This window comes from Bradyrhizobium liaoningense, assembly GCF_018130825.1.
GTDB lineage: Bacteria > Pseudomonadota > Alphaproteobacteria > Rhizobiales > Xanthobacteraceae > Bradyrhizobium > Bradyrhizobium liaoningense_B.
Map to the genome: position 1 here is coordinate 201178 of NZ_JAFCJS010000012.1, position 14444 is coordinate 215621.

A 14444-nucleotide genomic window follows, 5' to 3' on the forward strand; every position below is an offset into this window, starting at 1 on the left:
TTCTGCCTCAACGGATAGGAAAGTGGTGGGTTGCGGCTTTGCCTAACCCACCCTACGTTTGCATCACTTCACCGGCCGCTTCTCGAGCTTCCTTGCCAGCGTCCTGCGGTGCATCCCCAATCGTCGCGCCGCTTCAGAGATGTTGAAATCCGTCTCGATCAGGGTCTGGTGGATGCGTTCCCATTCCAGCGTCTTGATCGAGGTTGGCCGTGCGTCGAGCGCGACCTCGGCGTTGCCTTCGGCCTTGTGGAAGGCGGCCTCGATGTCGTCGGTGTTGGAGGGTTTTGCCAAGTAGTGGCAGGCGCCCAGCTTGATCGCCTCGACGGCGGTGGAGATGCTGGCAAAGCCTGTCAGCACCACGATCAGCATGTCCTCATCGTGCGTGTGCAGCAGCTCGACGCAGGCGAGCCCCGAGGCGCCGCCGAGCTTGAGGTCGACCACGGCATGGCCGAAGGTGCGCTGCTCCAGCACCTTGCGCACCTCCTCGATCGAGGCGGCGAGCACGACCTCGTAGCCGCGGCGCTCGAATGAGCGCTTCAGCGTGCGCGCAAAACCTTCGTCGTCCTCGACGACGATGAGCGAACGGTCAGGCGTCAAAGCGGCCTCCGATCGCGAGCGTTGCGAGAGGCAGCGTCAGGCGGACGGTGGCGCCGCGCTTCCTGTGGTTCTCGGCGGTCACGCTGCCGCCCAGCTTGCGCACCACGTTGACCACCAGGAACAGGCCGAGCCCGCCGCCGGCGCGGCCCTTGCTTGACTGGTAGGGCTTTCCGAGCTGCGCCAGCATCTCCGGCGCAAAGCCCGGGCCGCGGTCGGAGATCGACAGCACGAGATTATCGCCCTCGCGCTCGGCCACAAGCTCGACCCAGTCGCGAGAGACCTCGTAGGCGTTGTCGAGTACGTTGAAGATGACCTGCTTCAGCGCGACATCCGAGACGATGGCGACGTCCTCACCAAAAGTGTTGACGAAATAGAGCGTGCGCGCCGAACGGGCGTTGCGCCATTCGTCGACCAGGGCGGTGACGAACGCCGTCACCGTCGTCGGCGAGGAGCCTTCGCCGCGGGCTTCGCCGGCCGACACCAGAATCCCTGTCACGATCGACTTGCAGCGCTGCAGTGAGGTTTCCATCTCCGCGAGGTCCTCGGCGAGCTCCTGCTTGGCGGCCAGATCCGGCATGCGGCGCCAGTCGCTCAGGATGACCGAGAGCGAGGCCAGCGGCGTGCCGAGCTCATGCGCGGCACCGGAGGCCAGGAGGCCCATGCGGACGATGTGATCCTGCTCGGCCGCATGCTGGCGCAGCGCCGCCAGATGCGCGTCGCGTTCGCGCAGGTTCCTGTTGATGCGGGTGACGAACACGACCAGCAGAATGGCATTGAGCATGAAGCCGAGCAGCATGCCTGTTACGGTGAGGCTGTAGGTCTCGCTGATCGGGTTCGGCGGCAGCTCGAGCGGGCGGTACGCCAGCGTCAGCCAGACGAAGCTCGCGCAGGTCAACGCTACCAGCGACCAAGTCGAGCGGGCATCGAGCAGCACGGCAGCCAGCGTCACCTGAAGCAGGAACAGCGAGGTGAAGGGATTGGTCGCGCCGCCGCTGAGGTAAAGCTGCGCGGTCAGCGCGGCGACGTCGAGCATCAGGGCGACCAGCAGCTCGTTGCTGGAGATCGCGGCGCGATGGCGGACCCAGACCAGACTCGAGACGTTGAGCAGCACCAGCGCGCCGATCACCGCGCCCATCCGCTCCAGCGGCAGCGGGATGCCGAGCCAGAAATGCACGCCGCCGATGGTCACGATCTGGCCGACCACCGCAGTCCAGCGCAGCTGGATCAGCAGCGCCATGTTCTTGCGGTTGGTCTCGTCGTCGGTGGGCGCAGCGCCGATCAGCTCGCTGCGCGTATCCGCCTGCGATTGCAGTGTGACGGCCAGTCCGCCGCCATGGGCGAGCGTCTGCGTTCTTCCGTCGTCAGGCCTGTTCGACGATCGTTCCAGCATCTGATCCCGTCCTGCGGGCGGCGGCATCTGGGCCGCCGGCCGGTTCGTGGACGAAGCGCCTGCGGCGGAACAGCCCGCCGCCGAATGTGACGAAAAGCTTACCGGCCAGCATGAAAGCCAGGGCAAACCACGTCAGCGCATAGATCAGGTGGTTATTGGGAAAGCGGATCACGGTCAATCCGCCGATCGGCCCGCTGGCGCTTTGTGATCCGGCGTCGGCATCGACGAAAAAGGGTGCGACCTCGTGGAGGCCGCGTGCCGCCGCGATCGCGTCGACGTCCCGCGAGTACCAGCGGTTGTGCTGGGGAACGTTGTTGCGGAGGAAGCCGCCCTTCGGCTCCGTGATGCGCAGGAGGCCGGTGATTTCGACCTGGCCCTCGGGATTGCCGGCCTGTCGCGTCGTTGCGTCGCGCCGCTCGGTCGGCACGAAGCCGCGGTTGACAAGAACCAGCGTGCCGTCGCCGCGCTGAAGCGGCGTCAGCACCCAATAGCCGCCGCCTTCCTCCGTCACGGCCTGGACCAGCGTCTCGCGGTCGTGGAGGAAGCGGCCGGTGACGCTGACGTGCCTGTATTCGTCGTTTGCGGCGGTGATGGTGGGCCACGCCGCGGGCGCGGGGGCGGGCTGGACCGGGGCATGGACGCGCTGCTCGACGCGGTCGATCAGCGCCAGCTTCCAGGCGCGGCGCTCGATCTGCCAGACGCCCAGCGCGATCAGAAGTGCAAAGGCCGTGAGCGAGAGGACCGTGAGCCACAGGCTTGGACGCGCAGCTTTGCCGCGCGTCCGGTCTGCCTTGCTCGTCACGGTCCCGGTATCGCTCACTTCATTCCGCTCATCTGGTGGATGGGCATCATGTTGCTGTTGAGGTGGTTCATCACCCACAGCGAACCGGACAGCGCGATCACCACCATGACGATGGTGAAGATCAGCGCCATCATGGTCCAGCCATTCTCGGACTTGGCGTTCATGTGCAGGAAGTAGATCATGTGCACGACGATCTGCACGATCGCGAAGGCCATGATGACCAGCGCGGTGATCTGCTTGCTCGGCAGCGCGCCGCTCATGACCAGCCAGAACGGGATCGCAGTGAGCACCACCGAGAGCACGAAGCCGAGCATGTAGCCCGAGAACGTGCTGTGGGCGTGGCCGTCGTCGTGGTGATGGTCGCCTGCGTGGGCGGCGTGGGTATCGGTGCTCATCGCAGAACTCCCAGAAGATAGACGAAGGTGAAGACGCCGATCCAGACCACGTCGAGGAAGTGCCAGAACATAGACAGGCACATCAGGCGGCGGCGGTTGGCCTCGATCAGGCCGAATTTCCCGACCTGCACCATCAGGGTCACCAGCCAGATCAGGCCGCAGGTGACGTGCAGGCCGTGGGTGCCGACCAGGGTGAAGAACGCGGACAGGAAGGCGCTGCGCTGGGGCGTGGCACCTTCATGGATCATGTGGGCGAACTCGGTGAGCTCGATGCCGATGAAGGCGGCGCCGAACAGGCCGGTGATCGCCAGCCAGATCTGCGTCTGGCCGATCTTGTTCTGCTGCATTGTCAGCATCGCAAAGCCGTACGTGATCGACGACAGCAGCAGCATCGAGGTGTTCACCGCGACCAGGTCCAGGTCGAACAGGTCCTTCGGCGCAGGGCCGGCGGCGTAGTTGGCGCCGAGCACGCCGAAGGCGGCGAACAGCATCGCGAAGATGAGACAATCGCTCATCAGGTAGATCCAGAAGCCCAGCGAGGTGCTGTAGCCTTCCGGATGCGGGTGTTCGTCGGCGAGGTAGAACAGCGGCTCGCCGGTTTGCGTGGGATTGACGGCAACAGTCATTTACTTGGCTCCGGCGAGCAGTTTGGTGCGCGCGTCCTCGGTCCGGATGACGTCTTCAGCCGGAATGTCGAAGTCGCGGTGATAGTTGAAGGTGTGGCCGATCCCGACGACGAGCATCGCGAGGAAGCTCGCAGCCGCCAGCCACCACATGTACCAGATCAGGCCGAATCCCATCGCAGTGGCGAGGCCGGCGAGGATGACGCCGGTGCCGGTGCTGCTGGGCATGTGGATCGGCTTGAACCCGGTGAGCGGCCGCTGGTAGCCGCGCTTCTTCATGTCCCACCACGCGTCATTGTCGTGAACGACGGGGGTGAAGGCGAAGTTGTAGTCCGGCGGGGGCGAGGAGGTCGCCCATTCCAGCGTGCGCGCATCCCAGGGATCGCCCGTGACGTCCTTGAGCTGTTCGCGCTTGAGCAGGCTGACGGCGAACTGCATCAGCATCGAGAGGATGCCGAGGAAGACGAGGAAGGCACCGATCGCGGCGATGACGAACCAGATCTGCAGGGAAGGATCATCGAACACGCGCAGGCGGCGGGTCACGCCCATCAGGCCGAGCACATAGAGCGGCATGAAGGCGAGGTAGAAGCCGACGACCCAGAACCAGAACGACAGCTTGCCCCAGAACACATCGAGCTTGAAGCCGAACGCCTTCGGGAACCAGTAGTTGATGCCGGCGAACGCGCCGAACACCACGCCGCCGATGATCACGTTGTGGAAATGCGCGATCAGGAACAGGCTGTTGTGCAGCACGAAGTCGGCCGGCGGCACCGCGAGCAGCACGCCGGTCATGCCGCCGAGCACGAAGGTCAGCATGAAGGCGATCGTCCACATCATCGGCAGCTCGTAGCGGATGCGGCCGCGATACATCGTGAACAGCCAGTTGAACATCTTCGCGCCCGTCGGGATCGAGATGATCATCGTGGTGATGCCGAAGAACGAGTTGACGCTGGCGCCCGAACCCATCGTGAAGAAGTGGTGCAGCCACACCAGGTACGACAGGATGGTGATGACGACCGTGGCGTAGACCATCGAGGTGTAGCCGAACAGCCGCTTGCCGGAGAAGGTCGAGGTGACTTCCGAGAAGATGCCGAAGGCCGGGAGAACCAGGATGTAGACCTCGGGATGGCCCCAGATCCAGATCAGGTTCACGTACATCATCGGACTGCCGCCGAAATCGTTCGTGAAGAAGTTGGTGCCGACGTAGCGGTCGAGCGAGAGCAGCGCGAGCACGACGGTCAGGACGGGGAAGGAGGCGACGATCAGGATGTTGGTGCAGAGCGAGGTCCAGGTGAACACCGGCATCTTCATCATGGTCATGCCGGGGCAGCGCAGCTTGACGATGGTGCAGATCAGGTTGATGCCGGATAACGTGGTTCCGACGCCGGCGACCTGCAGCGCCCAGATGTAGTAGTCGACGCCGACGTCAGGACTGTAGCCGATGTTCGAGAGCGGCGGATAAGCCAACCAGCCGGTGCGGGCGAACTCGCCGATGAACAGCGAGGCCATCACCAGCACCGCGCCGCCGACCGTCATCCAGAAGCTGAAATTGTTCAGGAACGGGAACGACACGTCGCGTGCGCCGATCTGCAGCGGCACGACGTAGTTCATCAGGCCGGTGACCAGCGGCATCGCCACGAAGAAGATCATGATCACGCCGTGGGCGGTGAAGACCTGGTCGTAGTGATGGGCGTTGAGATAGCCTTCGGAGCCGTTGAACGCGAGCATCTGCTGCCCGCGCATCATCAGCGCGTCGGCGAAGCCGCGCAGCAGCATCACGATGCCGAGGATCATGTACATGATGCCGATGCGCTTGTGGTCCACCGTGGTGAACCACTCACGCCAGAGGTAGCCCCAGAGGCGGAAATAGGTGAGGCCGCCGAGCAGCGCGGCGCCGCCGAGTGCGACCACCGCGAAGGTGCCGACGACGATCGGCTCGTGCAGCGGCAGCGATTCGAAGCCGAGCCGGCCGAAGATGAGCTTGAGAAGATCAGGAGACATGCGCGTTCTCTTTAGGAGTCTGACTTCGGACGCTGTCCGAGGAAGAAGGACGAGGACTTCAGCGGCGTGAAGGTCGGCCGCTTCAGGCCGGCGCCGGTGAGCGGCGCAATGTCGATCGGGGCCTTGATCGACGCGGTGGTCTGACCCTGCGGCGCATCCGGCGTGCAGGTGCCGGCGACGAAGGTCGGCTCCGGCCCGAGCGGGGTGCCGCGGCGGGCGTACTTGTCGTAGGTGAGCGGCAGGGTGTTGTTCAGGCCCTCATGGCCGCGGCCGCCCTTGGCGTCGATCGCCATCATCTCGCTCTGGCACATCTTGCCGGTCTCGACACACATGTTGAGGATCAGGCGGTAGAGATCGGAATCGACCGTGCCGTAGCGGCGCACCGGCTCGTTCTCGCTGGGCTTTTCGAGCTGGAGATATTCGGCGCGGCCGAGCGAGCCACCGGCGGATTTGGCCTGCGCGACCCAGGCGTCAAAGCCCTTGTCGTCGAGGCCCTGGAAGTTGAAGCGCATGCCGGAGAATCCGGCGCCGCTGTAGTTGGCCGAGAAGCCCTTGTAGGTGCCGGCGTGGTTCACGACGGCGTGGAGCTTCGTCTCCATGCCCGGCATCGCATAGATCTGGCCGGCGAGCGCGGGGATGTAGAACGAGTTCATCACCGAGGAGGCGGTGATGCGGAAGGTGATCGGACGATCGACGGGAGCGGCGAGGTCGTTGACGGTGGCGATGCCGTAGTCCGGATAGATAAAGAGCCACTTCCAGTCGAGCGCGACGACGTCGACCTCGAGCGGGGCCTTGGACCGGTCCACGGCCTGCTCCGCCTTGATGCGGCCGAGCGTGCGATAGGGGTCGAGCAGATGCGTGCCCATCCAGGTCAGCGCCCCCAGGCAGACGATGATCAAGAGCGGCGCCGACCAGATCACCAGCTCGAGCTTGGTCGAGTGGTCCCATTCCGGCTCGTAGCGGGCCGAGGTGTTGGACTGGCGGTAGCGCCAGGCGAACAGCACCGTCAGCGCCATCACGGGGACGACGATCAGGAGCATCAGGACGGTGGAGATGATGACGAGGTCGCGCTGCTGGGCAGCGATGTCGCCGGCTGGCGCCAGCACGACGTAGTCGCAGCCGCTGAGTGCGGCAGCCAGAGGTAGTAGCGCCAGGATCTTGAGACGAGACACGGGCCGAGCCTTTGAGAATGAGTTTCCTTTGCGGAGCCAACGGGTAGCTGCGACGCAGCAATCCGGACATTGGACAATTTGTCCAATGTTGCAGTGCGGAATGTTGGGCCAGACAGGGCCGGATTGCCCGGCTCCCCGCCGGGCGGTCAGCTTTGGTTTTCAGGACGTTAAGGGCGCACGAATGGCGACGGCACAGACCCCCGCAATGGCAGACCTCCACTCGGGCGAGCACGGCCACGACCAGGCCAGTCCCGGCGAGATCGCCATCGGCGTCATCATCGGGCGCACCTCGGAATTCTTCGACTTCTTCGTCTTCGCGATCGCCTCGGTGATCGTGTTCCCGCGCCTGGTGTTCCCGTTCACCAGCGAACTGACCGGAACGCTCTATTCCTTCATGATCTTCGCGCTGGCGTTCCTGGCCCGGCCGATCGGCACCGTCATTTTCATGACGGTCGACCGGGAGTACGGCAAGACGGCCAAGCTGGTCTCGGCGCTGTTCCTGCTCGGCACCGCCACCGTCGCGCTCGCCTTCCTGCCCGGCTATCACGACATCGGCGTTGCCGCGATCTGGCTGCTGGCACTGGCGCGCATCGCGCAGGGTCTGGCCTGGGGCGGCGCCTGGGACGGCATGGCTTCGCTGCTGGCGCTAAATGCGCCGGCCTCCAAGCGCGGCTGGTACGCGATGGTGCCGCAGCTCGGGGCTCCGCTCGGCCTGATCGTGGCGAGCGCGCTGTTCGCCTATTTCGCCGGCAACCTCTCGGCCGACGATTTCTTCGACTGGGGCTGGCGCTATCCGTTCTTCGTCGCGTTCGCCATCAACGTCGTGGCGCTGTTCGCGCGCCTGCGCATGGTGACGACGGAAGAATATGCCTCGCTGTTCGAGACCCGCGAATTGCAGCCCTCGCGCATTTCCGACACTGTCGCGCGCGAAGGCCACAACATCATGCTGGGCGCATTCGCGCCGCTGGCAAGCTTCGCGCTGTTCCACATGGTCACGGTGTTTCCGCTGTCCTGGGTGTTCCTGTTCACCCGCGAAAGCCCGGTGCGCTTCCTGATCATCGAGATCGTTGCCGCCGTGTTCGGCGTCGCCGCGATCGTGGCTTCCGGCGTCATCGCCGACCGCGTCGGCCGCAAGTCGCTCTTGATGGGATCGGCGATCGCGATCGCGATCTACAGCGGTTTCGCGCCGCAGCTGCTCGATGCCGGCGCGTTCGGCGAGACCATCTACATGGTGATCGGCTTCATCCTGCTGGGTCTCTCGTTCGGCCAGTCCTCGGGCGCGATCGCCTCGAACTTCAAGCAGATGTATCGCTACACGGCCTCCGCGCTGACCTCTGACATGGCCTGGCTGTTCGGCGCCGGCTTCGCCCCGCTGGTGGCGCTGCTGCTCGCCACCAATCTCGGCGTCATCGCCTCGGGTGCGTATCTGCTGTCCGGCGCGTTCTGGACCCTGCTCGCGCTCTGGCTCAGCGGCCAGCGCGAGGCCGGCGACATGGACGCGGGCGCATAATCAAGCGCGAATCTTGTAGGGTGGGCAAAGGCGCGTAGCGCCGTGCCCACCACCTTTCAGCGATTGTGGATGGGAATGGTGGGCACGCTTCGCTTTGCCCACCCTACGGCAGCGGATTTGTAGCACCAGATCCCGGGTTCGCGCCAAGCGCGCCCCGGGATGACGTGCGCTTAGCGCAGCCTCAATCCGCCACGATCTTCACGCGATCCCGCACCTTCACCTGCGCGGTGCGGTCGAGGCCGTTGAGCACGCGGAAGCGTTCGGCGGGGTGATCGACGCCGGCCATGCGGTGGGAGAGCGATTCCACGGTGTCGCCGGGCTGCACGGTGATGACCTTGATGCGCAGCGGGCGCGCGGCCTGGATCTCGTCGAGCGTCAGGCGGCGGAATGAGTTGACGGTCTCGCGTGCGTTGCGCTCGCTCTCGGTCGATTTCTGCCGTGCGGCGAAGATGAAGCGGTAGACGTCGCTGCCGAAGCGCAGCGCATAGACCTTGAACTGCCACTGGTCGCCCTTGGCGGTGGCGGACGCGCCCGGGAAACCGTTGATAGTGAGATCCTCGGTCGAGGCCTTCTCGACGCCTTCCATCCAGCCCGAATTCAGGTAGTCGCCGAGCGACTGCTCGGCCGGCACGCGCACGACGTCGAAGCGCATCGCCTGCGAGCCGCCGTCGCGCACGCCGATCACCGCCTGCGCGGTGTTGTCGAGCGTGAAATTATCAGGCGCCTGGAAGGTGAAGCCGAGCTTCGGATGCAGGAAACGCCGGCCGCGGACAAAACCTTCGCTGGGATCTTCGCCATAGACGAGGTTGTCGATCGCGGCGAGATAGCTCTCGCGGTCGCGTTCGGCGCCTTCGGGGGCCGAATATTGCCGCGCGATGTTCTGCGCGTTCTGCACGCGCTCCGGCGTTGCCGGATGCGACGAGGTGAAATCCTGGGCGCGTGGATCGAGCGAGCTCTTGCCGGCCTTCAGTTCGGCATTGCGCTCCATCGCCGAGAGGAAGCGCGCGGCGCCATAGGGGTCGAAATGCGCTTTCGCAGAGATGCCGACGCCGATGCCGTCAGCCTCGAACTCCTGGTTGCGCGAAAAACTCGCCATGGTGAGCTTGGTCTTGGCGAGCGCGAGCGCGGTGAGGTCGGGGTCGTTGCTCATGTCGGTGACGACACGAGTGACGATCGCGGCCTGGCGCGCCTGGTCCTCGCGCATGGCGGCGTGCTTGGACAGCACATGCGCCATCTCGTGGCTGAGCACGGAGGACAATTCCGAGGTGTCGCTCGCAAGCGCAAGCAGTCCGCGCGTGACATAGAGCTGGCCGTTCGGCAGCGCGAAGGCATTCACCGCGCCGGAATTGAGAATGGTGACCTTGTAGCCCTGGTCGGGACGGTCGGACGCCGCGACCAGCCGGTCGACGGTCTTGCTGACGAGCGATTCGAGCCTGGGGTCGTCATAGGTGCCGCCATAGCTCGCCAGGATGCGCTCGTGCTCCTTCTCGGTGGCAGGGGTCTGCGCGACGGCCGGCTTGGGCTTGGGCATCGCAACGGTGGGCGGGGCGGCGGCGGTCTGGAACCGGTTCATGTCGCCGCAGCCCGCGAGGAGCCCGCCCAGCGCAAGGCAAAGCGCGGCCGGCGCAGCCCGCAGGCGGCGGCAATCGCCCAGTCCGTGCCGTTCTAGCACCCCATTCACGTCGCTTAACCCGTGCCTGGCCCTGTTAGGGCCTTACCCCTGTCAGCTCGTTTGCGCCTAGCAACTCGACCTGTCCCACGAGCCGCACATCGATCCGCGGCCCCAAAGTCCCCTCAACCCAGCCCCTGACTCGAATACGTCGATACTCCAATGACTTAGGGGGAATCCCGGCGCTTTCGAATGCCGGTAACGCGCGCCTTGAAATAGTCACGGCAAAGCCGCGTGTCCAGTTTCGTCCGAAGTTGAGGTAGGTCATTACCCCAGCTTGCCGGACCGACAGGACTTTGCCCTCGACCACCATAAAGCGCCCGATCCCCGCCAAAATATCGTCCGGACTTTCCGCGTTTTTTATGGCCGATGGGTCAGCCCAGTTGCCCATTTTTTGGCGCCTGGCCTGCGCCTCCGACGTCATCAGGGCGGCCGCGCAGTCCTTGTCGGCGATTTCGGCGGAGGCGATGGCTTCGCCCTGGGCCAGCAGCGTGGCCTGAACCGGGGTGTCGCTTTCACCGATAAAGACCAGCGCGCCGTGGCGGCCGTAACGGTCCGGCGTGTCGTCGGCGCTTCGCAGCGTTACGTCGCGGCCGGCGAGCAGTGATGTGAGCGCCTGCCTCGTCGTCGCCGTCGGCTCGATGCCGGCGAGACGAATCTCGCGACCGTCATTGAGGCGCATGCTGCGCGCGTCGACGATGGCGGCGACGCGGGCCTCGCCCAGGGATTCGAATTGGCACGGTGCCGCGAACGCGGTGTGACCTGCGACGAGAAGAATTGCTGCGATGAGGTGAAACAGTCGCGTCACGTTGCCCGGAGAGGTTGCGTTACGCCGCGACCTTAACCCAAACGGTGCCAACGACGAAGGGGCACTCGTAGGGTGGGCAAAGCGAAGCGTGCCCACGTCTTCGGTTCGTCGCTCCGGCTGGTGGGCACGGCGCGAAGAGCGCGCCTTTGCCCACCCTACGGCAGTTCGCGTGACGCTTCGTCATTGCCTCACGCATCGTGATTGCTTCACGGCGCTCGCAATGACGATGTGGAAGCATTTCGCCGCATCTCACCATTCCGCTTTGCGGAAAACACCCGCGGCAATCGCGCGCTCTCAACGCCCCCGTGCTTGCTGCCCTCCCGCGCATGCGGCATGATTGCGGCAACAACGATAACCAAGCCGCCATCAGAGTACGGCGCGATAAAGGGAGATATTTTCGATGAAGAATATTTTGTCCGGCATTTTTGCTGCCGCGTTTGCTCTGAGTGCGAGCGCCGCGCAGGCCCAGGACAAGCCGCCGCTCAAGATCGGCGGCATCCTCGACATGTCGAGCCTGTATGCCGACATCACCGGTCCCGGCAGCGAGACCGCGGCGAAGATGGCCGTCGAGGATTTCGGCGGCGAGGTGCTGGGACGCAAGATCCAGGTGCTGGCGGCCGACCATCTCAACAAGGCCGATCTCTCCGGCAACATCGCCCGCGACATGCTCGACAACCAGGGCGTCGAGATGATCTACGACGTCGCGGCCTCCGCCACCGCGCTCGCCGCTGGTGAGATCGCGAAAGCGCGCAACAAGATCATCATGTTCAACGGCCCGGGCTCGATCCGTCTCTCCAACGAGGCCTGCGGTCCCTACACCATCCACTATGTGTTCGATACGTTCGGACAGGCCAACGTCACCGGCCTTGCGGCCGTGAAGTCGGGCCTCGACACCTGGTTCTTCCTCACCGCCGATTACGCCTTCGGCCAGGATCTGGAGAAGGACACCAGCAACGTCGTGACCAAGACCGGCGGCAAGGTGCTCGGCAACGTCCGCCATCCGCTCAACACGTCGGATTTCTCCTCGTTCCTGCTCCAGGCCCAGGCCTCGAAGGCCAAGGTGATCGGGCTCGCCAACGCCGGCGGCGACACCGTCAACGCCATCAAGCAGGCAGCCGAGTTCGGCATCATGAAGGGCGGTCAGAAGGTCTCGCCGCTGCTCGCCTTCGTCACCGATATCGACTCGATCGGGTTGGAGACCGCGCAGGGCCTTCTGCTGGCGGAAGCCTTCTACTGGGACATGAACGACGAGACGCGCGCCTTCTCGAAGCGCTTCCAGGAGCGTGTGAAGCGGCCGCCGACCTCGGCGCAGGCCGGTGTCTATTCCTCCGTGACGCATTACCTCAAGGCCGTGAAGGCGGCCGGCACGACCGATGCTGCAGCTGTGATGAAGGTGATGAAGGAGACGCCGATCAACGACTTCTTCGCCAAGAATGGCAAGATCCGCGAGGATGGCCGCATGATCCACGACATGTACCTGTTCGAGGTGAAGAAGCCGTCGGAGTCCAAGGGCCGCTGGGACGACTACAAGCTGCTCGCGACCGTGCCCGGCAGCGAAGCATTCCAGTCGCTGGAGCAGTCGCGCTGCCCGCTGGTGAAGAAGTGACGCGAAGCGTCATCCCGGGGCGCGCGTAAGCGTGAACCCGGGATCTCGAGGTTCCGGGTTCTCGCTTCGCGAACCCCGGAACGACGGAGGTACATAACAACAAGGAAGGCGTCCCATGAACGACATGGTCCTGCAGAAGCTCGAAGGCGGGCTGCTCACCATCACCATGAACCGCCCGGAGCGGAAGAACGCGCTCAACCCCGACATGGTGCGCGGGCTGGTCGAGGCGGCGCGCCGCGCCGCTGATGATCCGGAAGTCCGTGCGGTGCTGTTCAAGGGCGCGGGTGGCAGCTTCTGCGTCGGCGGTGACGTCAAGTCGATGGCGGAGGGCCGCGCGCCGCTGCCGTTCGAGCAGAAGCTGGCGAATCTGCGCCGCGGCATGGAGGTCTCGCGCATCCTGCACCAGATGCCGAAACCGGTGGTGGCGCAGCTCGACGGTGCGGCGGCCGGCGCTGGCCTCTCAATGGCGCTGTCTTGCGACCTGCGCATCGCCTCTGAATCCTGCAAGATCACGACGGCCTTCGCCAAGGTCGGCTTCTCCGGCGATTACGGCGGCACCTATTTCCTCACCCAGCTGCTCGGCAGCGCGCGGGCGCGCGAGCTGTATCTCATGTCGCCGGTGCTGACCGCGAAGGAAGCGCACGCCATCGGCATGGTGACGAAGGTCGTGCCCGACGCCGAGATCGACGCTGCTGCGCACGAACTCGCGCTGTCGCTCGCACAGGGGCCCTCGATCGCGCTCGGCTTCATCAAGCGCAACATCAACAATGCCGAGCATCTGGCGCTGGAGGATTGCTTCGACGGCGAAGCCATCCACCACACCCGCTGCGGCGACACCGCCGATCACAAGGAGGCCGCAAAAGCCTTCGTCGAGAAGCGCAAACCTGCCTTCAGGGGCGAGTGACGATGTCGTCGTATCTGCGCCTGCGCCAAATCTGCCTGGTCGCGCCACAGCTCGAGCCGGTGATCTCCGACATCGCCCGGGTCATGGGGCTCGCCGTCTGCTACCGCGATGGCAATGTCGCGAAATACGGCCTGGAGAACGCGCTGCTCCCGGTCGACACGATCCTGCTGGAGGTGGTGGCGCCGTTCAAGGACGGCACCACGGCCGGCCGCTTCATCGCGAAGACCGGCGGCCGCGGCGGCTACATGGCGATCTTCTGCTGCGATGATCCCGAGGAGCGCGGCCGCAACGCCAACGCCATGGGTGTGCGGACCGCCAACGTGATCGACCACGCGCCCTATCACGGCGTGCAGCTCCACCCCCGCGACTGCCGCGCCGCCTTCATCGAGTTCAACCATACCGAAGGCAGCGACGACATTCTGGGCCCGTATCCGCCGGCGGGGCCGGACTGGCAAAAATTCATTCGCACGGATGTGACGCAGGCGCTGACGGGTGTGGAGATGCAGAGCCCGGATCCGGCGGGGCTCGCGGAGCATTGGGGCAAGATCATCGGCGTTGCGCCGAGTGGCGATGCCGAATTGAAGCTGCCCAATGCGACCTTCCGCTTTGTGAAGGGCGCCAGCGAGATCATGAGCGCGCTGGAGTTTCGCGTGGCCGACGTGGCGCAGGTGCTGCATACCGCCAAGGCAAAAGGGCTCGCGGTAGCGGGCAATGAGTTTCTGCTGGGCGGTGTGACGTTCCGGCTTGGCGTGTGACAATCGTCGATACGACGATGACCGCGAGGATAGCGCGTCAACAAATTGTTGTCGTCCCGGCGAAGGTCGGGACCCATACGCCGCAGCAATAGTTCTGCGAAGACTCGGAGTTACCGGCTCGTCCTGCAACCGCTCCCTGTGGTTATGGGTCCCCTGAGTTCACAAACGAAGTGCAACACTTCCTGGAGGAGGTGTTGCCATGGGGCGGAGTT

Annotated in this window: 13 protein-coding genes; 4 read left to right on the forward strand and 9 right to left on the reverse strand. The window is 64.8% G+C overall.

Annotation, left to right across the window (positions count from 1 at the left end; genetic code table 11):
- Positions 1 to 63 precede the first annotated feature (63 nt).
- From JQ603_RS35670 to cyoA, 7 genes are read right to left on the reverse strand one after another with little or no spacing between them, the layout of a single operon-like run.
- A complete protein-coding gene (locus tag JQ603_RS35670) occupies positions 64 to 597 on the reverse strand; it encodes a response regulator transcription factor (RefSeq protein ID WP_212347527.1) in 534 nt (177 codons plus the stop codon).
- Positions 587 to 1987, reverse strand: a complete 1401-nt coding sequence (locus JQ603_RS35675) for an ATP-binding protein (RefSeq protein ID WP_212347529.1) — start codon at positions 1985 to 1987, stop codon at positions 587 to 589. The genes JQ603_RS35670 and JQ603_RS35675 overlap by 11 nt, the downstream gene beginning before the upstream one ends.
- Positions 1959 to 2807: an SURF1 family protein gene (locus tag JQ603_RS35680; RefSeq protein ID WP_212347531.1), complete on the reverse strand. Its 849-nt coding sequence runs from the start codon at positions 2805 to 2807 to the stop codon at positions 1959 to 1961. The genes JQ603_RS35675 and JQ603_RS35680 overlap by 29 nt, the downstream gene beginning before the upstream one ends.
- Positions 2804 to 3184: a cytochrome o ubiquinol oxidase subunit IV gene (gene cyoD / locus JQ603_RS35685; RefSeq protein WP_212347532.1), complete on the reverse strand. Its 381-nt coding sequence runs from the start codon at positions 3182 to 3184 to the stop codon at positions 2804 to 2806. Before cyoD ends, JQ603_RS35680 begins: the two co-directional genes overlap by 4 nt.
- On the reverse strand, positions 3181 to 3810 hold the full coding sequence (gene cyoC, locus JQ603_RS35690) for a cytochrome o ubiquinol oxidase subunit III (protein WP_212347535.1): 630 nt from the start codon (positions 3808 to 3810) through the stop codon (positions 3181 to 3183). Before cyoC ends, cyoD begins: the two co-directional genes overlap by 4 nt.
- The gene (cyoB, locus tag JQ603_RS35695) at positions 3811 to 5808 is read right to left on the reverse strand and encodes a cytochrome o ubiquinol oxidase subunit I (protein WP_212347538.1); all 1998 of its coding nucleotides are present in this window, start codon (positions 5806 to 5808) and stop codon (positions 3811 to 3813) included.
- Between the two features lie 11 nt (positions 5809 to 5819).
- On the reverse strand, positions 5820 to 6980 hold the full coding sequence (gene cyoA / locus JQ603_RS35700) for a ubiquinol oxidase subunit II (RefSeq protein ID WP_212347541.1): 1161 nt from the start codon (positions 6978 to 6980) through the stop codon (positions 5820 to 5822).
- A 181-nt stretch (positions 6981 to 7161) separates the two neighbouring features.
- Here cyoA and JQ603_RS35705 point away from each other — a divergent pair, with 181 nt between their 5' ends.
- Positions 7162 to 8490 (forward strand): MFS transporter, encoded by a 1329-nt coding sequence (locus JQ603_RS35705; RefSeq protein ID WP_212347544.1) that lies wholly within the window; start codon positions 7162 to 7164, stop codon positions 8488 to 8490.
- Between the two features lie 181 nt (positions 8491 to 8671).
- Here JQ603_RS35705 and JQ603_RS35710 read toward each other — a convergent pair whose 3' ends face one another.
- Together JQ603_RS35710 and JQ603_RS35715 are read right to left on the reverse strand one after the other, a co-directional pair.
- A complete protein-coding gene (locus JQ603_RS35710) occupies positions 8672 to 10063 on the reverse strand; it encodes a M48 family metalloprotease (protein WP_245004074.1) in 1392 nt (463 codons plus the stop codon).
- A 133-nt stretch (positions 10064 to 10196) separates the two neighbouring features.
- On the reverse strand, positions 10197 to 10967 hold the full coding sequence (locus JQ603_RS35715) for a thermonuclease family protein (RefSeq protein WP_433996670.1): 771 nt from the start codon (positions 10965 to 10967) through the stop codon (positions 10197 to 10199).
- 400 nt (positions 10968 to 11367) lie between these two features.
- On the opposite strand from JQ603_RS35715, the gene JQ603_RS35720 reads away from it, so the two are divergent.
- The 3 genes from JQ603_RS35720 to JQ603_RS35730 all read left to right on the forward strand — a co-directional run bounded on the left by JQ603_RS35720 (position 11368) and on the right by JQ603_RS35730 (position 14232).
- On the forward strand, positions 11368 to 12573 hold the full coding sequence (locus JQ603_RS35720) for an ABC transporter substrate-binding protein (RefSeq protein WP_212347549.1): 1206 nt from the start codon (positions 11368 to 11370) through the stop codon (positions 12571 to 12573).
- A gap of 115 nt (positions 12574 to 12688) precedes the next feature.
- On the forward strand, positions 12689 to 13477 hold the full coding sequence (locus JQ603_RS35725; RefSeq protein ID WP_130365957.1) for an enoyl-CoA hydratase: 789 nt from the start codon (positions 12689 to 12691) through the stop codon (positions 13475 to 13477).
- Positions 13478 to 13479: 2 nt separating this feature from the next.
- Positions 13480 to 14232, forward strand: a complete 753-nt coding sequence (locus JQ603_RS35730; protein WP_212347551.1) for a hypothetical protein — start codon at positions 13480 to 13482, stop codon at positions 14230 to 14232.
- Positions 14233 to 14444 lie beyond the last annotated feature (212 nt).